Origin of the sequence: Pseudomonas sp. S31 (assembly GCF_016648105.1) — a bacterium.
Taxonomy (GTDB): domain Bacteria; phylum Pseudomonadota; class Gammaproteobacteria; order Pseudomonadales; family Pseudomonadaceae; genus Aquipseudomonas.
In genome coordinates, this window is record NZ_JACVVE010000030.1 from 17,317 (window position 1) to 39,855 (window position 22,539).

Consider the following 22,539-nt stretch of genomic DNA (forward strand, 5'->3'; position numbering starts at 1 on the left):
TTCGCGGGGGGGGGCCCCCCCCCCGCGCGGGGGGGGGGGGGGGGGGGTGGGGCGGTAAACCCGCTCCTACAGGACCGTCTGTAGGAGCGGGTTTACCCGCGAAGGGGCCTGCGCTGTCTTGATGGGATGTACAGACCCCCATGACGCGGACTATCTTTCAGGCTTCCCACGCCCCTCAGGACGGACTCGCCCAATGAACGACGCCAACCGCGACCTGATCACCCGCTTCTACCAGGCTTTCCAGCGCCTCGATGCCGAGGCGATGGTGGCCTGCTACAGCGACGACATCGTCTTCAGCGACCCGGTCTTCGGCACCCTGCGCGGGGCGGATGCCGGCGACATGTGGCGCCTGCTGACGCGGCGGGCCAAGGACTTCTCGCTAACCTTCGACCAGGTGCGCGCCGACGCCCAGAGCGGATGCGCACGCTGGGTGGCGACCTATCAGTTCAGCCAGACCGGGCGCACCGTGGTCAACGATATCCAGGCGCGTTTCGTCATCCGCGATGGGCTGATCTGCCAGCACGACGACAGCTTCGACCTGTGGCGCTGGTCACGCCAGGCGCTGGGCATGCCTGGGGTGTTGCTGGGCTGGTCGCCACTCTTGCAGAACAAAGTGCGTCAGCAAGCCTTCAAGGGGCTGCGGGCATTCCAGGAGGCGGGTTAAGCTGTCGGCTTTCCACGCGCAAGAAGCCTCGTGAACGACGTGTCAGAAATCCAGGCAGGCAAGCCCTGGTACGTGTATCTGGTGCGAGCCGCCAACGGCTCGTTGTACTGCGGCATCAGCGATGATCCGCAGCGGCGCTTCGCGGCCCATCAAAAGGGGCAGGGGGCGCGCTACTTCAAGACCAGCCCGGCCCAGGCGCTGGTCTACGTCGAGCAGTGGCCCGACAAGGGCGAGGCGCTGCGCCAGGAGCGCCTGGTGAAGAAGTTGCGCAAGTCGGCCAAGGAGGCGCTGGTGGCCTCCTATGTGGCGCTCGGCTAGTCCTTGCGTCGCTTGAGCTGATCCACCAGCGTGGTCGGCAGGCCCTTGATGATCAAGGTGCCCGCAGCCTCGTCGTATTCCACCTTGTCGCCGAGCAGATGAGCCTCGAAGCTGATCGACAGGCCCTCGGCACGCCCGGTGAAGCGGCGGAACTGGTTGAGGGTGCGTTTGTCGGCGGGGATCTCTGGCGACAGGCCGTAGTCCTTGTTGCGGATATGGTCGTAGAACGCCTTGGGACGGTCTTCGTCGATCAGGCTCGACAATTCTTCCAGCGTCACCGGCTCGCCGAGCTTGGTCTGGATAGTGGCGTATTCGACCAGGGTCTGGGTCTTTTCGCGGGCGGATTCCTCGGGCAGGTCCTCGCTCTCGACGAAGTCGCTGAAGGCCTTGAGCAGGGTGCGGGTTTCACCCGGGCCGTCGACGCCTTCCTGGCACCCGATGAAGTCGCGGAAGTAGTCGGACACCTTCTTGCCGTTCTTGCCCTTGATGAACGAGATGTACTGCTTGGAGGCCTGGTTGTTCTTCCATTCCGACAGGTTGATCCGCGCGGCCAGGTGCAATTGGCCGAGGTCGAGATGGCGAGACGGTGTGACGTCCAGTTCGGCGTTCACCGCCACCCCTTCGCTGTGGTGCAGCAGGGCGATGGCCAGGTACTCGGTCATGCCTTGCTGGTAGTGGGCGAAGAGAACATGCCCGCCGGTGGAGAGGTTGGACTCTTCCATCAGTTTTTGCAGGTGCTCGACGGCCTCGCGGCTGAACCCGGTGAAGTCTTTTTCGTCTTCCAGGTACTGTTTCAGCCAGCCGCTCAATGGATAGGCGCCGGACTCCCCGTGGAAGAGCCCCCAGGCCTTGCCTTGCTTGGCGTTGTAGCTGTCGTTGAGGTCGGCGAGGAGGTTTTCGATGGCGTCCGACTGGCCCAGTTCGGTGTCACGGGCATGGAGCACGGCGGGGCTGCCATCGGGCTTCTTGTCGATCAGGTGAACGATGCAATGACGGATTGGCATGGGCAATTCTCGGGTGATCGGGGCGGTGCGAGACCGCGCTGCAAAAGTCGTTCAGTTTACCCCAGCCGGCAGGTGATGCAGTGGCCGGATGTTGGCAGAAATGTCGGTTGTTCAGTTTTTGTTCGATTTTTTGCGTTTTAGGCTAAAACCCCCGAAAAACCTGCATTAAATCGAGGTCGGCAGCGGATATTTGTCGATTCCTGTGGTAGCTTTGCGCGGTCTTGCGCACCTTGTGTGGCGCATTGCTGGCAGTGTGCTCGCAGCGCGTCGAACCAAACGCCAAATTACGCATCTACATGCGCGGTTGGCGCGGCCCTCCAAATTTCAGGGGCTGGCCCGATATCGTCGTAGCACGCTGCATAACCACTGAATTTTGATAGGGAAGGAACACCACCATGGCATTGACCAAAGACCAACTGATTGCCGACATCGCCGAAGCCATCGACGCGCCGAAAACCACCGCGCGTAACGCTCTGGAGCAACTGGGCCAGATCGTTGCCGACCAGCTGGAAAACGGCGCTGAAATCACTCTGCCAGGCATCGGCAAGCTGAAAGTCTCCGAGCGTCCTGCCCGTACCGGCCGCAACCCTTCGACTGGCGCTGCCATCGAAATCGCTGCCAAGAAAGTCGTCAAGTTCGTACCGGCCAAAGCCCTGAACGACTCCATCAACAAGTAATGTGTTGATGCGTTGAAAAAACCGCGCCCGGCTTGCCCGGACGCGGTTTTTTCATGCCTGGGTTTTGCCCTGGGCGAGCCAGGCCTGGCGTGCCTGGTCGTCGTGGAAGCTCCAGGCGACCATGCGGCTCTGCTTCTGCCCCTGGCCCATCTCGACGATGCGCAGGGCCTTGGCGCCGGCCTTCTTCACCGCCGCCTCGATGCCTGGCAGGTTGCTGGCCTTGGACACCAGGCTGGTGAACCACAGTACCTGGGCGGCGTATTGCACGCTTTCGTTGACCAGCTGGGCAACGAAGCGGATTTCCCCACCCTCGCACCACAGCTCGTTGTTCTGCCCGCCGAAGTTCAGCACCGGCAGCTTGCGCTTGGGGTCCTGCTTGCCGAGGTTCTTCCATTTGCGCTGGCTGCCGCGGGTGGCTTCTTCGCGCGAGGCATGGAAGGGCGGGTTGCACAGGGTCAGCGCGAAGCGCTCTTCGGCCTGCAGCAGGCCGCTGAGGATGTGCTTGCGGTTGGGCTGCTGGCGCAACTCGATGGCCTTGGCCAGGCCGTTGGCCTGGACGATGGCCTTGGCCGAGGCCAGTGCGATTGGGTCGATGTCCGAGCCGAGGAAGCGCCAGCGGTAATCGCTGTGGCCGAGCAGGGGGTAAATGCAGTTGGCCCCCACACCGACGTCCAGGGCGCGCACCTGGGCGCCCCTGGGCACTTCGCCGGCATGGTCGGCGGCCAGCAGGTCGGCGGCGACGTGGATGTAGTCGGCGCGCCCGGGAATCGGCGGGCACAGGTAGTCGGCCGGGATATCCCAGTGTTGAATGCCGTACTGGGCCTTGAGCAGGGCGCGGTTGAACACCCGCACCGCCTCGGGGTTGGCGAAATCGATGCTGGGCTTGCCGTGGGGATTGGTGATGGTGAAGCGCGCCAGGTCAGGGTGGGCCTTGATCAGGCTGGGGAAGTCGTAGCGGCCTTGGTGGCGGTTGCGCGGGTGCAGGGTGGGTTTTTCGGTCATGGTCGGGTCCGGTGATGCTGGCCGAGGGGGCTGCTGCGCAGCCCTTTCGCGGCACAAGGCCGCTCCTACCGGATAGCGGTGCCATGGGGCGGCACCGTCCGGTAGGAGCGGCCTTGTGCCGCGAAAGGGGCGCGTAGCGGCCCCAACGGTCTTTCTAGCGATTACAGCGCCGCAATCCGCGCATGCTGCTCGGTGAAGTTGGCCAGGGCCTGTTCCGACTCGGCCAGCTTGGCGCGTTCCTTCTCGATCACCGCAGGCGGAGCCTTGTCGACGAAGGCGGCGTTGGACAGCTTGCCGCCGACACGTGCCACTTCGCCTTGCAGGCGCTGGATTTCCTTGTTCAGGCGCGCAAGCTCGGCATCCTTGTCGATCAGGCCGGCCATCGGTACCAGCACCTGCAGGTCACCCACCAGCGCGGTGGCCGACAGCGGTGCCTCGTCGGCATCGCCCAGCACGGTGAACGACTCGACCTTGGCCAGTTTCTTCAACAGCGCTTCGTTTTCCTGCAGGCGACGCTGGTCGTCGGCGTTGGCGTTCTTGAGGAATAGTGGCAGCGGCTTGCCCGGGCCGATGTTCATCTCGGCGCGGATGTTGCGCAGGCCGACCATCAGTTCCTTGAGCCATTCGATGTCGCCTTCGGCGCCAGCGTCGATGCGGCTTTCATTGGCTACCGGCCACGGCTGCAGCATGATGGTCTTGCCGTCGATGCCGGCCAGCGGCGCGATGCGCTGCCAGATTTCCTCGGTGATGAACGGCATGAACGGGTGCGCCAGGCGCAGCGCCACTTCCAGTACGCGCACCAGGGTGCGACGGGTGCCACGGGCGCGTTCGACCGGGGCGTTCTCGTCCCACAGCACCGGCTTGGACAGCTCCAGGTACCAGTCGCAGTATTGGTTCCAGATGAACTCGTACAGTGCCTGGCTGGCCAGGTCGAAGCGGAACTGTTCGAGCTGGCGGGTCACTTCGGCTTCGGTGCGCTGCAACTGCGAGATGATCCAGCGGTCGGCCAGCGACAGCTCGTAGGCTTCGCCGTTCTGGCCGCAGTCCTCGCCCTTGTCCAGCACGTAGCGGGCGGCGTTCCAGATCTTGTTGCAGAAGTTGCGGTAGCCTTCGACGCGGCCCATGTCGAACTTGATGTCACGGCCGGTGGAGGCCAGCGAGCAGAAGGTGAAGCGCAGGGCGTCGGTGCCGTAGCTGGCGATGCCCTCAGGGAACTCGGCCTTGGTCTGCTTGGCGATCTTCTCGGCGAGCTTGGGCTGCATCATGCCGCTGGTGCGTTTTTCCAGCAGGGCGTCGAGGGTGATACCGTCGACGATGTCCAGCGGATCGAGCACGTTGCCCTTGGACTTGGACATCTTCTGGCCCTGGCCGTCGCGGACCAGGCCGTGCACGTACACGGTCTTGAACGGGACCTGCGGGGTGCCGTCCTCGTTCTTGATCAGGTGCATGGTCAACATGATCATGCGCGCAACCCAGAAGAAGATGATGTCGAAGCCGGTCACCAGCACATCGGTGGAGTGGAATTTCTTCAGGAACTCGGTCTGTTCCGGCCAGCCCAGAGTGGAGAAGGTCCACAGGCCCGAGCTGAACCAGGTGTCGAGCACGTCGTCGTCCTGGCGCAGTTGCACATCGCTACCGAGGTCGTGCTTGGCGCGGACTTCTTCTTCATTGCGGCCGACATAGACCTGGCCGGCCTCGTCGTACCAGGCCGGGATGCGGTGGCCCCACCACAGCTGACGGCTGATGCACCAGTCCTGGATGTCACGCATCCAGGAGAAGTACATGTTCTCGTATTGCTTGGGCACGAACTGGATACGGCCATCTTCCACGGCTTCGATGGCAGGTTCTGCCAGCGGCTTGGTGGACACGTACCATTGGTCGGTCAGCCACGGCTCGATGACGGTGCCCGAACGGTCGCCTTTCGGCACTTTCAGTGCGTGGTCGTCGATGCTGACCAGCAGGCCCTGGGCGTCCAGGTCGGCGACGATCTGCTTGCGCGCGACGAAGCGGTCGAGGCCGGCATACTGAGCGGGCAGGGTAGTGTCGAATTGTTCGTTGACGCTGCCGTCGAGGTTGAAGGCCTGGGCGGCGGACAGCACCAGGGCGTTCTTGTCGAAGATGTTCAGCAGCGGCAGGTTGTGGCGCTTGCCGACTTCGTAGTCGTTGAAGTCGTGGGCCGGGGTGATCTTCACGCAGCCGGTGCCGAACTCGGGGTCGCAGTAGTCGTCGGCGATGATCGGGATGCGGCGGCCGACCAGCGGCAGCTCGACGAACTTGCCGATCAGCGCCTGGTAGCGCTCGTCGGTCGGGTTGACGGCAACGGCGGCATCACCGAGCAGGGTTTCCGGGCGGGTGGTGGCGACTACCAGGTAGTCCTTGCCCTCGGCGGTCTTGGCGCCGTCGGCCAGCGGGTAGCGCAGGTTCCACAGGTGGCCTTTCTCGTCGTGGTTCTCCACTTCGAGGTCGGAAATGGCCGTGTGCAGCTTGGTGTCCCAGTTGACCAGGCGCTTGCCGCGGTAGATCAGGCCGTCTTCGTGCAGGCGCACGAAGGCTTCCTTGACGGCTTCGGACAGCCCGTCGTCCATGGTGAAACGCTCGCGGCTCCAGTCGACCGACGAGCCCAGGCGACGGATCTGACGGCTGATGTTGCCCCCAGATTGATCCTTCCATTCCCAGACCTTTTCCAGGAACTTCTCACGACCCAGGTCGTGGCGGTTCTGGCCTTTGGCCTCGAGCTGGCGCTCGACCAGCATCTGCGTGGCGATACCGGCGTGGTCGGTACCTGGCTGCCACAGGGTGTCGCGGCCTTGCATGCGGCGGAAACGGATCAGGGCGTCCATGATCGCGTTGTTGAAGCCGTGGCCCATGTGCAGGCTGCCCGTCACGTTCGGTGGCGGGATCATGATGGTGTAGGACTCACCTGCACCTTGTGGAGCGAAATAGTTTTCGGACTCCCAGGTGTTGTACCAGGAAGTTTCGATGGCGTGCGGCTGGTAGGTCTTATCCATGCGCGGCGGGACCCTGTGCATTTATTCGGGAAAGCCGGGAAGTATAACGAAGCTGGGAGCGGCAGGCGACAAGCTGCTGCTATCTGGCAATGCGGCGGCGCGGCCTTCGCGGGTAAACCCGCTCCTACAGGTTACTCACCACCCTGTAGGAGCGGGTTTACCCGCGAAGGCCGCGCCGCTGAAGGGGCGGTTCACTCGGAACGCTTGATCAACCGCTCGATGCGCGCATCCAGGCGGCGCTTGATCTCGGTCTCGATATGCGGGGTGAAGTCGTTGATCACGTCCTGCATGATCAACTGCGCGGCAGCGCGCAACTCGCTCTCCAGGTGCAGCAGGGTGTCCTGGCGGCGGGTCTGGGGATCATCCTCGGGCTCGGCTGCAACCGGCTCGGGCTCAGGCACGGGCGCCGGGTTGCCGGCCGGCTCGTCGAGCAGCAGCGGAATCTGTTCGACCGTGTCGGTCAGCAGCGGCGGCTGCAGGTCGGCATCGCCCAACAGCTGGCGAATCGACTCCAGGTCGTCGAGCAGGTGGGCGGAGTCAGGCAGGGCGGAAGGCTTGTCCATCATTGTCAGAGTCGCTGTAAGCGGTGGTCTTGCAGAGCATAGCCCTGTTCACGGTAGAAACGGAATCGCTCGCGAGCCGATAGGCGGATGCCGGGTTCCTCGACGACGATTTCGGCCACCCGTTCGAACTGGCTGACGAACCCGGGCACTTGGGCGCCGAGGTTGATCAACAAGCCCTTGTGGTCACCTGCGTCGTCACCCAGCCCCAGGGCTACTGCGGCGTCGGCATGGTCTTCGGCCAGATCGTGCGGGACGAACGCTTCGCCCTTGAAGCGCCACAGGCGCAGGTCCAGTTCGCCGCGTTGCTCGGCATCCAGGCAGTGCAGGTAGACCCGGTGGCCGAGGCGCCAGGCTTTTTCGCACAGCTTGCAGGCGAAATCGAGCCGCGCCGACAGCGAGTCGGTGGGCAGGATGTAGAAATCGACTTTGCTCATGGTTCGGTCTGCCAACCGGTGGCGCGGGGCGCCACCGGTCTACGCCATCAGGCGCCGGCGCGGTCGAGCAGGTACTGGGTCAGCATCGGCACCGGGCGACCGGTGGCGCCTTTGTCCTTGCCACCGCTGATCCAGGCGGTACCGGCGATGTCCAGGTGCGCCCACTGGTAGGCCTTGGCGAAGCGCGACAGGAAGCAACCGGCGGTGATGGTGCCGGCTTTCGGCCCGCCGATGTTGCCCATGTCGGCGAACGGGCTGTCCAGCTGTTCCTGGTACTCGTCGAACAGTGGCAGCTGCCAGGCGCGGTCGTCGGCACGCTTGCCGGCATCGAGCAGTTGCTCGACCAGGGTGTCGTCGTTGCCCATCAGGCCAGAGGTGTGGCTGCCCAGGGCAACGATGCAGGCGCCAGTGAGGGTGGCGATGTCGATCACGGCCTGGGGCTTGAAGCGCTCGGCGTAGGTCAGGGTGTCGCACAGCACCAGGCGGCCTTCGGCGTCGGTGTTGAGGATCTCGACGGTCTGGCCACTCATGGTGGTGACGATGTCGCCCGGACGGGTGGCGCCACCGCTCGGCATGTTCTCGGCGCAGGCCAGCAGGCACACCAGGTTGATCGGCAGCTGCAGCTCGAGCACGGCGCGCAGGGTGCCGAACACGCTGGCGGCGCCGCACATGTCGTACTTCATCTCGTCCATGCCGGCACCTGGCTTGAGGCTGATGCCGCCGGTGTCGAAGGTGATGCCCTTGCCCACCAGCACGAACGGCTTGTCGGCCTTCTTGGCGCCCTGGTAGTTGAGCACGATCAGGCGTGGTGGCTGGTCGCTGCCCTGGCCCACGGCGTAGAACGCACCCATGCCCAGGTCCTTGATCTTCTTCTCGTCGAGCACTTCGACCTTCAGGCCCTTGTGCGCCTTGCCCAGTTCCTTGGCCTGCTCGGCCATGAAGCTTGGGTGGCACAGGTTTGGCGGGAGGTTGCCGAGGTCGCGGGTGAAGGCCATGCCGGTGGCGATGGCGCTGGCATGCTTGACCGCACGCTCGGCCTCGGCCAGGCCGGCCTTGGCGGCCAGCAGGGTGATCTTCTTGAGGGCGCGCGGCTCGGCTTTCTGGCTCTTGAAGCGGTCGAACACGTAGGCACCGTCGAGCAGGGTCTCGGCCAGCAGGCGGTACTTGCCGTAGAAGGCATCACGGTTGTTCACGGCGATGTCGTCCAGAGCCAGCACCGCATCGCTGCCGCCCAGGCCCTTGAGCACACCGGCGACACTGGCCACCAGCTTGCGCCAGGCGCGGTCGCCCATGGGCTCTTCCTTGCCACTGCCGACCAGCAGCACGCGCTCGGCCTTGAGGCCTGGCAGGCTCTGCAACAGCAGGGTCTGGCCCGGCTTGCCGGCCAGGTCGCCACGCTTGAGCAGGGCGCTGATCGCGCCGCCGGCGGCTTCGTCGATGGCCTTGGCGATACTGCCGAGCTTGCGGCCTTCACCGACCGGCACGACCAGGGTGGCGGTTTTTACGGATGCAGCAGCTACGCTTTTTACAACCAGTTCCATGTCAGGGTCCCCGAATGATCTCTACAGTTGGCGCCAAGTGTGCTTGCGCCTTGAGCGGGCCCGACCGCGTGGTCGCGTGCCGGGTGAAAAGCTGCCAGTTTGAGCCTGTGGCAAGCGTGCTGACAACCCCGATGTACGCCTCGATGCGCGGCCAAGTGACAGGCGCGGTCAATCACAGGATAATGCGCGCACTTTACATGGAGGTTCGCCGTTGGCGAACCGGCATTGGTCTTGGTTGCACTAAGTCATCGTCTGGCGCCAGTGTCTGGCAGTCCACCCTGACAACCCAGGAGTGTCTGGTTTGATCGTCTTTCGTTATCTGTCCCGTGAGGTCCTGGTGACCTTGAGCGCCGTCAGCGCCGTGCTGCTGGTGATCATCATGAGCGGGCGCTTCATCAAGTATCTGGCCCAGGCGGCCCAGGGCGTGCTCGACCCGGGCGTGCTGTTCCTGATCATGGGGTTCCGCCTGCCGGGTTTCCTGCAGTTGATCCTGCCCCTGGGGCTGTTCCTCGGCATTCTCCTGGCCTATGGCCGGCTGTACCTGGAGAGCGAGATGACCGTGCTGTCGGCCACCGGTATGAGCCAGCAACGTCTGCTGGCACTGACCCTGGCACCGGCCGCGTTGGTCGCCCTGCTGGTGGCCTGGCTGAGCCTGAGCCTCGCCCCCCTGGGCGTGGCCCACGTGCAGAAGATCATCGCCCAGCAGGACGCCCTGACCGAGTTCGACACCCTGGTGCCGGGGCGTTTCCAGACCCTGCGCGACGGCTCGCGGGTGACCTACACCGAGCAGCTGTCGGATGACCGGGTCAAGCTCGACGGCGTGTTCATCTCGGAAAAACGCTTCAACCAGGACAAGACCAAGGACCGCGCGCCTTCGGTACTGGTCGCCGAGAAGGGCCACCAGGAAGTGCAGGCTGACGGCAACCGCTACCTGGTCCTGGAAAACGGCTACCGCTACGACGGCAACCCCGGCCAGGCCGACTACCGCGCGATCAAGTACGACACCTACGGTGTGCTGCTGCCCAAACCTGAGGTCAGCGAGGAAGTCACCGAGCGCGAGGCGATTCCGACCTCTGAGCTGTTCGGCCAGAAGGGCCTGCGCGAGCGTGCCGAGCTGCAATGGCGCCTGTCGCTGCCGATCCTGGTGTTCATCGTGACCCTGCTGGCGGTACCGCTGGCCAAGGTCAATCCGCGCCAGGGCCGCTTCCTCAAGCTGCTGCCGGCGATTCTCCTGTACATGGCCTACCTGACGATGCTGATTTCCGTACGCGGCGCCCTGGAAAAGGGCAAGTTGCCGATTGGCCTGGGCATGTGGTGGGTGCATGGGCTGTTCCTGCTCATCGGCCTCGGCCTGATGTATTGGGAGCCGCTACGCCTCAAGCGTGCCGCGCGTCGTGCGGAGGTGGCCCATGGCTAAGCTCGACCGCTACATCGGCCAGAGCGTGCTGCTGGCCATCCTGGCCGTGCTGGGGATCATTCTCGGCCTGGCCTCGCTGTTCGCCTTTATCGACGAGATGAGCGACCTGAGCGACACCTACACGGTGCTCGACGCCGGTATCTACACCTTGCTGACCGCGCCGCGTCGTCTCTACGACATGCTGCCGATGGCGGCGCTGATCGGCTGCCTGATCGGCCTGGGTACCCTGGCCAGCAACAGCGAGCTGACCATCATGCGTGCCGCTGGCGTGTCCATCGGCCGTATCGTCTGGGCGGTGATGAAGCCGATGCTGGTGCTGATGCTGGTCGGTGTGCTGATCGGCGAGTACGTGGCTCCGGTCACCGAGAACAAGGCCCAGGCCGACCGCTCGCTGGCCCAGGGTGGCGGCGAGGCGCAAAGTTCCAAGCGCGGCATGTGGCACCGCCAGGGCGAAGAGTTCGTGCACATCAACTCGGTGCAGCCCAATGGCCTGCTGCTGGGCGTCACCCGCTATCGCTTCGATGACGAACGCAAGATCGTCACCTCCAGCTTCGCCCGTCGTGGCCAGTTCCAGGACGATCACTGGGTGCTCAGCGACGTCAGCACCACCCACTTCCATGGCGATCACACCGAAGTGGTGAAGAACGCCAAGGAAGACTGGGACGTTTCGGTTACGCCGCAGTTGCTCAACACCGTGGTCCTGGCACCGGAGTCGCTGTCGATCACCGGGCTGTGGGACTACATTCACTACCTGGCTGACCAGGGCTTGAACAATGCGCGCTACTGGCTGGCCTTCTGGACCAAGGTCCTGCAGCCGGCGGTGACCGCCGCCCTGGTGCTGATGGCGATCTCGTTCATCTTCGGCCCGCTGCGTTCGGTGACTCTGGGCCAGCGCGTGTTCACCGGCGTGCTGGTGGGCTTCGTGTTCCGGATTGCCGGCGACCTGCTGGGTCCATCGAGCCAGGTGTTCGGCTTCCCGCCGCTGCTGGCGGTGGTGATACCCGCCGGGATCTGCGCGGTCGCGGGGCTGTGGCTGTTACGCAGGGCGGGGTAACGGACACGCTGCATGAAAAAGCCGACCCTTGGGTCGGCTTTTTTGTGGTCGCTGGGCCGGCAATACGCGTAACGTCATTTTTTACGCTTGGGCAGCCGCACCAGTTGGGTTTCCGAGTAGATGTCGTGCCAGCCGCGCTTGCGCTTGTCGACCAGGGCCCAGAAGAACCCCAGCCCCAGGCACAGCCACGAAGCAATCGACACCACGAAGCGCAACAGCGCTTGCCACAGGCTGATGGCGCTGCCGTCGGCATTCTGCACCCGCACCCCCCACACCTGCATGCCCAGGGTTTGGCCGCCATGGGTCCAGAACTTGGCGAAGAAGCCGAACAGGGCGAATAGCAGGAGGGTCGACAGCAGTGGGTCGCCATCCAGGGCGCCGGCCTCGGTGAGTTCGCGCATGCGTGCTTCGCCGATGATCGCCATCTGGATCATCTTGTAGGCGCCTGCGGTAACGATCAGCAGCGCGGTGCACAGCAGGAAGTCATAGAACATCGCCGCCAGGCGTCGGCCCAGGCCGACCGGTGGGAAATCACCCTGGGGGGAGAGCAGGGGCTTGGACATGCAGGACGGCTCCGTATGGCGAAGCGGGTATTCTACGGGCAAAAAAAAGCCCCTGCACATGGCAGGGGCTTTTTAGGAGTCGGGCTTGTGCTTAGACAGGCTGGACTTTGTCAGCCTGCATGCCTTTCTGGCCTTGGACTGCTTCGAAGGTGACCTTCTGGCCTTCTTTCAGGCTCTTGAAGCCGTTGCCTTCGATGGCACGGAAGTGCACGAACAGATCCGGACCGCTCTCTGGGGTGATGAAGCCGTAACCTTTCTCGTCATTGAACCACTTGACGGTACCGTTCTGACGCTCAGCCATTGTCTTGTTTCCTATGAAGCTTAAATTTTTTGATGACAGTTTCTTTCACATATTTGTAGGCGAAAGAGTACCGGGCTGGGTTGCAGGAAAGTAAGAGACGTCGAACGGGTTGTAGCAGATTGCGGCTACTGGCCCAGGTCACGAACTGTTGCGACCCATGCAAACACAGTGCAGTGACTCTACGCCAACTCCCGAGAAAAAAACAAGCCCTCCGAGCTGCAGGAAATCGGGCATTTGCCGATAGCCGACAAAATTGTCGGAAACGGCATGGCGCCTGGCCTGGCGCCATGTTGAAAAGTTATGGAAGAGGTTCGAAAACGAATATCGGCGAACCTCATGTTGTGCATTCAGCCGCGATAGTAACGTTGTGCAACGAAAGGCATTTTGCTGACTTTCAGGGCAACTTGCTTGCCGCGTACCAAGGCGAACAACGCGGTATCGAGTGCTGCATGTTCGACTTCGACATAGCCCATGGCCAAGGGTGCGCCGAGCGTCGGGCCGAATCCACCACTGCACACTTGGCCAACGGTCTTGCCCGTGGCATCGACGATCTCGGCACCTTCGCGCACTGGCGTGCGTTCCTGCGGCAGCAGGCCTACGCGCTTGCGCGCCACGCCCTGGCGCTGCTGGGCGAACACCGTTTCGGCACCGGGGAAGCCGCCGGCGCGCTCGGCGTCGGCGCGGCGTACCTTGGAAATGGCCCAGAGCAGGCTGGCTTCGACGGGGGTAGTGGTGGTGTCCATGTCATGGCCGTAGAGGCACAGGCCGGCTTCCAGGCGCAGCGAGTCGCGCGCACCGAGGCCGATCGGTTGTACCTCCGGCTCGGCCAGCAGGCGACGGGCCAGGGCTTCGGCGCCGGCGACCGGCACCGAGATCTCATAGCCGTCCTCGCCGGTGTAGCCCGAGCGGCTGACGAAGCAGTCCTGGCCCAGCAGTGTGACCGGGCGGAACTGCATGAAGGTCATGCCCGCCACTTCCGGCGCCAGGCGCTCGAGCACCTTGACCGCTGCCGGGCCTTGCAGGGCGAGCAGGGCGCGTTCAGCGAACAGCGGCTGGATCTCGCACTGGCCGCCGATGCGTTCTTGCAGGTGGGCCAGATCCTGGTCCTTGCAGGCGGCGTTGACCACCAGGAACAGCGTGTCGTCACCCAGGTTGGCGACCATCAGGTCGTCGAGGATGCCGCCCTGCTCGTTGGTGAACATGGCGTAGCGCTGCATCCCCAGCGGCAGGTCGACGATATCCACTGGCACCAGGCTCTCCAGGGCCTTGGCGGCGTCGCTGCCGCGCAGCACGATCTGGCCCATGTGCGAGACGTCGAACAGGCCGGCCTGCTCGCGGGTGTGCAGGTGTTCCTTGAGCACGCCAAGTGGGTACTGCACCGGCATGTCGTAGCCGGCGAACGGCACCATGCGCGCACCCAGTTCCAGGTGCAGGGCGTGCAGTGGGGTCTTGAGCAGTGTTTCGGACATCGATGACTCCTTGGTTTGCTGTTCGGGTCAACATTCGATGATGTTGACGGCCAGACCGCCGCGGGCGGTCTCCTTGTACTTGCTTTTCATGTCTGCGCCGGTCTGGCGCATGGTGCGGATGACCTTGTCGAGCGACACGAAATGCTGCCCGTCGCCGCGTAAGGCCATGCGCACCGCATTGATCGCCTTGACCGAGCCCATGGCGTTGCGCTCGATGCAAGGCACCTGGACCAGCCCGCCGATGGGGTCGCAGGTCAGGCCCAGGTTGTGTTCCATGCCGATCTCGGCGGCGTTCTCCACCTGTTGCGGGGTGCCGCCGAGCACTTCGCACAGTGCCCCGGCAGCCATCGAGCAGGCCACGCCCACCTCGCCCTGGCAGCCGACCTCGGCCCCCGAGATGGAGGCGTTTTCCTTGTACAGGATGCCGATGGCGGCAGCGGTGAGCAGGAAGCGCACCACACCGTCCTCGTTGGCTGCCGGAATGAAGCGCATGTAGTAATGCAGCACGGCCGGGACGATGCCCGCCGCGCCATTGGTCGGTGCGGTGACCACGCGGCCGCCGTGGGCGTTTTCCTCGTTGACCGCCAGGGCGTACAGGTTGACCCAGTCGAGCACCGACAAGGCATCACGCAGGCCGGCCTCGGGGTGCTGGCTGAGCTGGCGATACAAGGCTGGGGCGCGGCGCTTGACCTTGAGCCCGCCGGGCAGGATGCCTTCGTGCCGGCAGCCGGCGGCGACGCAGTCTTGCATCACCTGCCAGATGCGCAACAAGCCGGCGCGGGTCTCGGCCTCGGGGCGCCAGGCCGACTCGTTGGCGAGCATCACCTGGCTGATCGACAGTTGCTGCGCGACACAGTGGCCGAGCAGTTCCCTGGCGGTCTTGAAGGGGTAGGCCAGCACGGTGCTGTCCTCGACGATGCGGTCCTTGCCGGCGGCGTCCTCGTCGACCACGAAACCGCCGCCCACCGAGTAGTACTCACGGCTGCGAATCTGCAGGCCGGCGGCGTCGAAGGCGCGAAAGATCATGCCGTTGGGGTGGTAGGCCAGCGGTTTGCGGATCATCGCCAGGTGCTGTTTCTCGACGAAGGCGATGGGGTGTTCGCCAAGCAGGTTCAGGCTGCCACTGTCGCGGATCACCTGCAGGCGGGCGGGGATGGCTTCGGTGTCGACGCTGTCGGGGTGCTCGCCTTCTAGGCCGAGCAGCACCGCCTTGTCGCTACCATGGCCCTTGCCCGTAGCCCCCAGCGAGCCATACAGCTCGGCCTTGACGCTGGCCGTGCTGGCCAGCAGGCCGTCGCGTCGCAGGCCTTCGGCGAAGCGGGCGGCGGCGCGCATCGGGCCGACGGTATGGGAGCTGGAGGGGCCGATGCCGATCTTGAAAAGGTCGAAGACACTCAAGGACATGGCGATTCTCCAGGTTGACGGTGACCCCTGTAGGAGCGGGTTCACCCGCGAAAGCGGTGGTGAGGCCAGCATCGCATTCGCGGGTGAACCCGCTCCTACAGGGCGGCAGTGGACCCGAGGGCCATCAGACGTCCTGATAGCTCTCGATCGAAGGGCAGGCGCAGACCAGGTTGCGGTCGCCGAACACGTTGTCGACCCGGCCGACCGGCGGCCAGTACTTGCCTTCCATCAGGCTCGGCAGCGGGTACACCGCCTGCTCGCGGCTGTAGCCATGGGCCCACTCGCCAACCAGCTCGGCCGCGGTGTGCGGGGCGTTCTTCAGCGGGTTGTCGTCCTTGTCCAGGCTGCCGGTCTCGACTGCGCGGATTTCTTCGCGGATGCGGATCATCGCGTCGCAGAAACGGTCCAGTTCTTCCTTGGACTCGCTCTCGGTCGGTTCGATCATCAGCGTGCCGGCCACCGGGAACGACATGGTCGGGGCGTGGAAGCCGAAGTCGATCAGGCGCTTGGCCACGTCATCGACACTGATGCCGCTGGTGTCCTTGAGCGGGCGCAGGTCGAGGATGCATTCGTGCGCCACCAGGCCATCGCCACCGGTATACAGAACAGGATAGTGCTCTTCCAGGCGACGGGCGATGTAGTTGGCGTTGAGGATGGCCATCTGCGAGGCACGCTTGAGCCCGGCGCCACCCATCATGCGGATGTACATCCAGGTGATCGGCAGGATGCTGGCGCTGCCGAACGGCGCGGCGCAGACCGCGCCGGTGGTGTTCGCGAGCTGGGCGTGGCCCGGCAGGAACGGCGCCAGGTGCGACTTCACGCCGATCGGGCCGACGCCCGGGCCACCACCACCGTGCGGAATGCAGAAGGTCTTGTGCAGGTTCAGGTGGGATACGTCGCCGCCGAACTTGCCAGGCGCGCAGAGGCCGACCATGGCATTCATGTTGGCGCCGTCGATGTACACCTGGCCGCCGTTGTCGTGGATGATCGCGCAGATCTCGCCGATCGCTTCCTCGAACACGCCGTGGGTCGACGGGTAGGTGATCATGATCGCCGCCAGGCGCTCGCGGTGCTCGATCGCCTTGGCCCGCAGATCGTCCACATCGACGTTGCCACGGGCGTCACAGGCGGTGACCACCACGCGCATGCCGGCCATGTGCGCGGTCGCCGGGTTGGTGCCGTGGGCCGAGGAAGGGATCAGGCAGATGTCGCGATGGGCTTCGCCACGGCTGCGGTGGTAGGCACGGATGGCCAGCAGGCCTGCGTACTCGCCCTGGGAGCCGGCGTTGGGCTGCAGCGACACGGCGTCGTAGCCGGTGGCGGCGCAGAGCATCGCTTCCAGCTCGCTGGTCATCTGCAGGTAGCCCTGGCTTTGCGCGGCCGGAGCGAACGGGTGCAGGTTGCCGAACTCGGCCCAGGTCACCGGGATCATCTCGCTGGCGGCGTTGAGCTTCATGGTGCACGAGCCCAGCGGGATCATGCTGCGGTCCAGCGCCAGGTCCTTGTCGGCCAGGCGGCGCAGGTAGCGCATCAGCTCGGTTTCGCTGTGGTAGCGGTTGAACACCGGGTGCTGGAGGATTTCCGACTGGCGCAGCAGTGCTGCCGGCAAACGCGAGGCGGTGCTGGAGGCCAGGGCGGTGAAGTCCGGTTGCGCCTGGTCGCCGCCGAGCAGCTGCCACAGCGCCTCGACATCGGCCTGGGTGCTGGTCTCGTCGAGCGACAAGCCCAGATGGTCGGCGTCGATCTGGCGCAGGTTGATGCGCTGGGCGCGGGCCTTGTCGTGCAGGCCGGCGGTCGCCGAGCCGGTTGCCAGGGTCAGCGTGTCGAAGGCGCTGTCGCCGACCACCTGCACGCCCAGTTTTTCCAGGCCGGCAGCCAGGATCGAGGTCAGCGTGTGGGTACGTTGGGCGATGCGCTTGAGGCCTTCGGGGCCATGATAGACGGCGAACATGCTGGCGATGTTGGCCAGCAGCACCTGGGCGGTGCAGATGTTGCTGGTGGCTTTCTCGCGGCGGATGTGCTGCTCGCGGGTCTGCATGGCCAGGCGCAGGGCGGTCTTGCCGAAGCGGTCGATCGACACACCGACCAGGCGGCCCGGCATGTCGCGCTTGAAGGCGTCGCGGGTAGCGAAGTAGGCCGCGTGCGGGCCGCCGAAGCCCAGTGGCACGCCGAAGCGCTGGGCGCTGCCGATGGCCACGTCGGCGCCGAATTCACCCGGTGCGGCGAGCAGGGTCAGGGCCAACAGGTCGGCGGCGACGGCCACCAGGGCGTTGGCCGCATGGAAGCGCTGTACCAGTTCGCGGTAGTCGAATACTTCGCCGTTGCTGGCAGGGTACTGCAGCAGTGCGCCGAAGAAGGCGGAAACATCGCTGAGCTGGGCTTCGTCGCCCACCACGATGTCGATGCCCAGCGGCTCGGCGCGGGTGCGCAGCACGTCGAGGGTCTGCGGGTGGCAGTGCTGCGAGACGAAGAAGGCGTGACTGGCCTTGTTCTTCGACAGGCGCTTGCAGAAGGTCATGGCCTCGGCGGCGGCAGTGGCTTCGTCGAGCAGGGAGGCGTTGGCGATGGGCAGGCCGGTCAGGTCGCTGACCAGGGTCTGGAAGTTCAGCAACGCTTCCAGGCGGCCCTGGGAAATTTCAGGCTGGTACGGGGTGTAGGCGGTGTACCAGGCTGGGTTCTCCAGCAGGTTGCGCAGGATTGGCGCCGGGGTGTGGGTGTTGTAGTAGCCCTGGCCGATGTAGCTCTTGAACAACTGGTTGTTGCCGGCGATGGCCTTGAGCGCGGCGAGGGCGTCGGCTTCGCTCTGGCCGTCCTCGCTGCCGAGCACGCTGGTGCCCTTGATGCTGTCGGGGATGACCGCGGCGGTCATGGCTTCCAGCGAGTCGAAGCCGAGGGTAGCGAGCATGGCCTGCTCGTCGGCGCTGCGTGGGCCGATGTGGCGGGCGATGAATTCGTTGGCGGTGCCGAGGTTGATGGTCATGGTCGGTCTCCTCAGGCGTCGTCGTTGGCTTTGATCAGGCGGTCGTAGGCGTCCTGGTCGAGCAGCGCGTCGACTTCGGCCATGTCGGCCGGGTTGAAGCGGAAGAACCAGCCTTCGCCCAGCGGGTCTTCGTTGACCAGTTCGGGCTGGTCGGCAAGTTGTTCGTTGACCGCCACGACTTCACCGGTGAGCGGCATGTACACGCCACTGGCGGCCTTGACCGATTCGACGGTAGAGGCTTCGGCGCCCTTGTCGTAATGCTGCAGTTCCGGCAGTTGCACGTAGACCACATCACCCAGGGCGTTCTGGGCGTAGGCGGTGATGCCCACGGTGACACTGCCATCGGCTTCGACGCGCAGCCATTCGTGATCTTCAGTGAAACGCAACTCGCTCATGGGAAATCCTCGGGAAGCAGGGCTTGGTGGCGCGTAAGGCGCGCCCGGTCAGTGAGGATTTTTATTGCAAGAATGTGGCCACTTAAAAAAAGTTTATGTTTATCAATTAGTTATATGAAGGTTTAGGTTTTTCGAAATACTTGATTGGAATGAAATCGATACAGTCATATAGCGGTGGCAAAAGGTTTGATCTATCAAACCCTTGGCTATAAGCCACCGACCTCATACGGAATGAAATCAATACAGTGTATTGATTCCATTCCGCATGAGCTGTGGGGGCGCGCTCAGGCTTGGACTTGCCTGTTGATCAGCCCCTCAACTGGCCTGCAACGCCCGCGGTCGCTGGCTGCGCAATTCATCCTGGGCCTCGCTCGCCGGTTGCAGTTGGAAGTCGAAGCGCACGCTGGCAAAGCGCCCTGCGATCCCGCTGCTGGGGTCTTCGCCCAGGATCACGTCACCCACCAGTCCGTCGCGGGTGGCGTGGGCGAAGTCGTCCCACAGGTACTGGTCGCCGGCCAGGTTGATCTGGGTGGTCAGGTGGCGGTGGCCAGGTGCGCAGATGAAGAAGTGAATGTGCGCCGGGCGCTGGCCATGGCGGCCCAGCAGGTCCAGGCATTGCTGGGTCGGCCCGTCGGGAGGGCAGCCATAGCCACTGGGTACGATGCTGCGTGCGCGGTAGCGGCCCTGGGCGTCGGTGCGGATGCGTCGGCGCAGGTTGTAGTCGCTCTGGCTGGAGTCGAAGTAGGAATACAAGCCCTGGGTATTGGCATGCCAGACGTCGACGATGGCGCCGGCGATCGGTTTGCCCTGCAGGTCCAGCACCTGGCCTTCGAGCAGCATCGGCATGCCGGGGTCGGTGCCGTCGTCCAGCCGGGCTTCGCCTTCGTGCAACGGCGCGCCGGCCACGTACAGGGGACCTTCGATGGTGCGTGGCGTGCCGCCGACATGCCCGGCCTGCTGGTCGCGGGCGTCGCTGAGCAGGTCGAGGAAGTGCTCCAGGCCCAGGCCGGCCACCAGCAAACCGGCCTCGCCACGGCCGCCCAGGCGGTTCAGGTAGTCGACCGCCGACCAGAATTCGTCGTCGCTGATCTCGAGGTCTTCGATCAGCCGGGCGCAGTCCTGCAGCAGGCGCAGGACGATCTGTTTCACGCGCGGGTTGCCCTGTGCGCTGTGGGCGCCTGCGGCCTTTTCGAAGAACGCCAGCAGTTCGGCGGTATGAGCGATTTTTGCAGCCATGGGATACCTCACAGGTCATTGTTGTTGTTTTTCCGGTGAAGTCGGTTTTGCAAAGCCGGTGCCAGGTCGCCAACCCAGGCATTGCAGGGGCTCCAGGCGGTGGTCCGGGCAGGGCGGTGGATCATTTGATCAACACCGCCTGCCGGCATTGCGCAAATGCTCAAGCCCTGCCTGGGGCCTCTTCGCCGGGTGCCTTCTTCAGCCGGTAGGCCAGGGCCGGGCGGGTCATGCCCAGCAGCCGCGCCGCTTCTGAGACATTCTGCTGGCAGCGGGCCATGGCCTCCTGCATCAATGCACCTTCCACCGATTCGAGGCTGGTACCGCTGTCGATGATCTGCGCGACCCAGCCTGGCGCGCCAGGACCACTGTCGGCGACCAGGCGGCCATCGTTGCCCAAACCGATGCTCTCGTCGATGGCCGGGGCCTGGGGGAAAAGGGCATCCACGGCGATGCTCTGGTTGTCGTCAGTGATGATCACGCCGCGCTCCATGAGGTTTTCCAACTCGCGGATGTTGCCTGGCCATTCGTACTGTAGGCAGGCTTGCATTGCCCTGTCGCTGAGCCCCCGAGTCTTCTTGCCATAGCTTTCGTGCAGGCGGCCGAGGAAGTGCTCGATGAGCAGTGGAATGTCTTCGCGGCGTTCGCGCAGGGCAGGGATGCGCACTGGGAATACGTTCAGTCGGTAGAACAGGTCGGCGCGAAAACGACCTTGCTTGACCGCCTGTTCAAGGTCTTCGTGGGTGGCGGCGATGACCCGCACATCGACCTGGCGGGTACGGGTGTCGCCCACCCGCTCCAGTTCGCCCTCCTGCAGCACGCGCAGCAGGCTGGCCTGGGCGCGCGGCGTCAGTTCGACGATTTCATCGAGGAACAGCGTGCCGCCGTTGGCCCGCTCGAAGCGGCCCATGCGCGCCTGCTGGGCGCCGGTGTAGGCACCTTTCTCGACGCCGAACAGTTCGGCCTCGATCAGGTCGGGTGGGATCGTCGCGCAGTTGAGGGCCACGAACGGCGCGCCGGCGCGTTCGCTGCGCAGGTGCAGGCTGCGGGCGATCACTTCCTTGCCCACTCCGGTTTCGCCCAGCAGCAGCACCGAGGCCTTGCCGGTGGCGACCTTGTCGATCAAGGTGCAGCAGCGCCGATACACCGCCGAGTCACCGATGCCATAGAACTGCCCGGCCGCGTACTGCAGGCGCTGGCGCAGGTTGGCCACCTGCACCTGCAGGCTCTGCAGCTCGTCGATGATCGGGTCGCTCTGAAAGTAGCGCATGAACTCATCGGCATCTTCCCACTGCTCGACGGGCTTGCCGATGATGCGGCATTCGGCACCGCCGCAGCCCCGGCAGCTGACTTCCTTGTACAGCACCTGGCGGCCGAGGAAGAACGAGCTGTAGCTGATCGCATAGCCCAGCAGCATCCAGCAGATCGGCTGGTCGGAGTGCAGGTTCTCGAGCTGGCAGTTTTCTACCTCGTACGAGTCCTGCCACTGGATATCGGCGTAGAAGTGGCCGCTCTCCAGGTCGATCTCCAATTGCAGTGGACGGGCCTTGACCATGCCCTTGAGCGAGTGCAACTGCGGGCCGATGAAGAACATCTCGACCGGGTTGCCGTTGGGCCGCAGCTTGCGCGCAAGCTCGGCATCCTTGAGCCCGGACTGGTAGCCCAGGCGCAGGAAGAAGCCTTTGGCCCGTTCGACCCCGAGCATTTCGATCAGCTCGCGGCGCATGCTCGCCATCACCGCGGCCTGGACCAGCAGCATGCGTTGTTCGTCCAGCCAGATCTTGCCTTCGGTGCCGAGAAAGCGCACCCGCTCGGTGAGGTCCTTCAAGGCCGGTGCCGGTTCAGGTGCCCGGTACTGGGTGATCATAGGTAGCGCCCCTTGATTGTAGTTGTATGGGGTTTCGGCATGGGCCCGCTCAGGCTGGCGGGTTTCGTTCATGCCGAGGAGGCCTGGGTGTGCACGCATGGGCCGTCCTGTCCTTTCTAAAACCGCCTGAAAGCCAGGCAAAAGTCAATCGCCGGGTGAATGGGTCATTTGCTGCATCGTCGCGATCAGGCATTGATCAAATGATCAATCTGCCGCGAGCACAGGGTGGCCGACAGCCCTCTGGATGCGCCCTGGGTGGCCAGGCTCCTGATTTAAAAGTCAATTTTTATCAATTGGTTATGAGCTATGCCCACGAGGTTTTTACGGCCTGGCACAGCTGTTGCTCTGATCCCATCGAGCCCAGATGGAGCAACTCACCATGACCCCAGCCACTTCGTCATTCGAGCAAATGCCGCGTTACGTTCGCGTTCGCAGCGAGCCGGGCGCCGCCTTCGTCGAATTCGACTTCGCCATTGGCTACCCGGACCTGTTCGTCGAGCTGGTCCTGCCAGCAGCGGCCTTCGCCAGTTTCTGCGAGCACAACCAGGTGCAGCACATGGACGCGACGATGGCCGCTGCCGTCGACGCCGACATGCTCAAGTGGCGCTACGGCGAAGGCCGCGACCAGGACGACTGAGGCGCTGC

The 22,539-nt window shown here is 64.3% G+C and carries 20 protein-coding genes; 6 read left to right on the forward strand and 14 right to left on the reverse strand.

The window, feature by feature from the left end:
- Nucleotides 1-193 precede the first annotated feature (193 nt).
- Both IAE37_RS20415 and IAE37_RS20420 read left to right on the forward strand, forming a co-directional pair.
- Entirely contained in the window at nt 194-664 is a 471-nt protein-coding gene (locus IAE37_RS20415) for a nuclear transport factor 2 family protein (RefSeq protein WP_201176393.1), read from the forward strand.
- 30 nt (nt 665-694) lie between these two features.
- Nucleotides 695-982, forward strand: a complete 288-nt coding sequence (locus tag IAE37_RS20420) for a GIY-YIG nuclease family protein (protein WP_201176394.1) — start codon at nt 695-697, stop codon at nt 980-982.
- On the opposite strand, the gene yejK is transcribed toward IAE37_RS20420, so the two are convergent.
- Nucleotides 979-1,986: a nucleoid-associated protein YejK gene (yejK, locus tag IAE37_RS20425; protein WP_201176395.1), complete on the reverse strand. Its 1,008-nt coding sequence runs from the start codon at nt 1,984-1,986 to the stop codon at nt 979-981. The genes IAE37_RS20420 and yejK overlap by 4 nt on opposite strands.
- 395 nt (nt 1,987-2,381) lie before the next feature.
- Here yejK and IAE37_RS20430 point away from each other — a divergent pair, with 395 nt between their 5' ends.
- Nucleotides 2,382-2,663: an HU family DNA-binding protein gene (locus tag IAE37_RS20430; protein ID WP_103445548.1), complete on the forward strand. Its 282-nt coding sequence runs from the start codon at nt 2,382-2,384 to the stop codon at nt 2,661-2,663.
- Nucleotides 2,664-2,714: 51 nt separating this feature from the next.
- Here IAE37_RS20430 and rlmF read toward each other — a convergent pair whose 3' ends face one another.
- From rlmF to IAE37_RS20455, 5 genes are all read right to left on the reverse strand, one after another.
- Nucleotides 2,715-3,665 carry a 23S rRNA (adenine(1618)-N(6))-methyltransferase RlmF gene (rlmF, locus tag IAE37_RS20435; RefSeq protein ID WP_201176397.1) on the reverse strand — a complete coding sequence of 317 codons (951 nt, stop codon included), beginning with the start codon at nt 3,663-3,665 and terminating at the stop codon, nt 2,715-2,717.
- Nucleotides 3,666-3,826: 161 nt separating this feature from the next.
- Nucleotides 3,827-6,673 (reverse strand): valine--tRNA ligase, encoded by a 2,847-nt coding sequence (locus IAE37_RS20440; RefSeq protein ID WP_201176402.1) that lies wholly within the window; start codon nt 6,671-6,673, stop codon nt 3,827-3,829.
- Between the two features lie 191 nt (nt 6,674-6,864).
- The gene (locus tag IAE37_RS20445) at nt 6,865-7,236 is read right to left on the reverse strand and encodes a DNA polymerase III subunit chi (protein ID WP_201176403.1); all 372 of its coding nucleotides are present in this window, start codon (nt 7,234-7,236) and stop codon (nt 6,865-6,867) included.
- Nucleotides 7,237-7,241: 5 nt separating this feature from the next.
- Nucleotides 7,242-7,670 (reverse strand): DNA polymerase III subunit chi, encoded by a 429-nt coding sequence (locus IAE37_RS20450; RefSeq protein WP_201176404.1) that lies wholly within the window; start codon nt 7,668-7,670, stop codon nt 7,242-7,244.
- A 47-nt stretch (nt 7,671-7,717) separates the two neighbouring features.
- Nucleotides 7,718-9,211 carry a leucyl aminopeptidase gene (locus IAE37_RS20455; protein WP_201176406.1) on the reverse strand — a complete coding sequence of 498 codons (1,494 nt, stop codon included), beginning with the start codon at nt 9,209-9,211 and terminating at the stop codon, nt 7,718-7,720.
- A gap of 301 nt (nt 9,212-9,512) precedes the next feature.
- On the opposite strand from IAE37_RS20455, the gene lptF reads away from it, so the two are divergent.
- Together lptF and lptG are read left to right on the forward strand one after the other, a co-directional pair.
- Nucleotides 9,513-10,628 (forward strand): LPS export ABC transporter permease LptF, encoded by a 1,116-nt coding sequence (lptF, locus tag IAE37_RS20460; RefSeq protein WP_201176408.1) that lies wholly within the window; start codon nt 9,513-9,515, stop codon nt 10,626-10,628.
- Nucleotides 10,621-11,682 carry an LPS export ABC transporter permease LptG gene (gene lptG, locus IAE37_RS20465; protein WP_201176410.1) on the forward strand — a complete coding sequence of 354 codons (1,062 nt, stop codon included), beginning with the start codon at nt 10,621-10,623 and terminating at the stop codon, nt 11,680-11,682. The genes lptF and lptG overlap by 8 nt, the downstream gene beginning before the upstream one ends.
- A gap of 74 nt (nt 11,683-11,756) precedes the next feature.
- Here lptG and IAE37_RS20470 read toward each other — a convergent pair whose 3' ends face one another.
- From IAE37_RS20470 to IAE37_RS20505, 8 genes are all read right to left on the reverse strand, one after another.
- A complete protein-coding gene (locus IAE37_RS20470) occupies nt 11,757-12,245 on the reverse strand; it encodes an RDD family protein (protein WP_201176412.1) in 489 nt (162 codons plus the stop codon).
- Between the two features lie 91 nt (nt 12,246-12,336).
- Entirely contained in the window at nt 12,337-12,546 is a 210-nt protein-coding gene (locus tag IAE37_RS20475) for a cold-shock protein (RefSeq protein WP_016392187.1), read from the reverse strand.
- Between the two features lie 347 nt (nt 12,547-12,893).
- A complete protein-coding gene (gene gcvT, locus IAE37_RS20480) occupies nt 12,894-14,015 on the reverse strand; it encodes a glycine cleavage system aminomethyltransferase GcvT (protein ID WP_201176414.1) in 1,122 nt (373 codons plus the stop codon).
- 27 nt (nt 14,016-14,042) lie between these two features.
- Nucleotides 14,043-15,419, reverse strand: coding sequence for an L-serine ammonia-lyase (locus IAE37_RS20485; protein WP_201176416.1), 1,377 nt, complete (start codon nt 15,417-15,419; stop codon nt 14,043-14,045).
- A gap of 124 nt (nt 15,420-15,543) precedes the next feature.
- Nucleotides 15,544-18,399, reverse strand: a complete 2,856-nt coding sequence (gene gcvP / locus IAE37_RS20490) for an aminomethyl-transferring glycine dehydrogenase (protein ID WP_201176418.1) — start codon at nt 18,397-18,399, stop codon at nt 15,544-15,546.
- A gap of 11 nt (nt 18,400-18,410) precedes the next feature.
- A complete protein-coding gene (gcvH, locus tag IAE37_RS20495; protein ID WP_201176420.1) occupies nt 18,411-18,794 on the reverse strand; it encodes a glycine cleavage system protein GcvH in 384 nt (127 codons plus the stop codon).
- Between the two features lie 315 nt (nt 18,795-19,109).
- A complete protein-coding gene (gene catA / locus IAE37_RS20500; RefSeq protein ID WP_201176422.1) occupies nt 19,110-20,030 on the reverse strand; it encodes a catechol 1,2-dioxygenase in 921 nt (306 codons plus the stop codon).
- 160 nt (nt 20,031-20,190) lie between these two features.
- Nucleotides 20,191-21,894 carry a sigma-54-dependent Fis family transcriptional regulator gene (locus IAE37_RS20505; protein WP_201176480.1) on the reverse strand — a complete coding sequence of 568 codons (1,704 nt, stop codon included), beginning with the start codon at nt 21,892-21,894 and terminating at the stop codon, nt 20,191-20,193.
- 379 nt (nt 21,895-22,273) lie between these two features.
- On the opposite strand from IAE37_RS20505, the gene IAE37_RS20510 reads away from it, so the two are divergent.
- Nucleotides 22,274-22,531 (forward strand): phenol hydroxylase subunit, encoded by a 258-nt coding sequence (locus IAE37_RS20510; protein WP_201176424.1) that lies wholly within the window; start codon nt 22,274-22,276, stop codon nt 22,529-22,531.
- Nucleotides 22,532-22,539 lie beyond the last annotated feature (8 nt).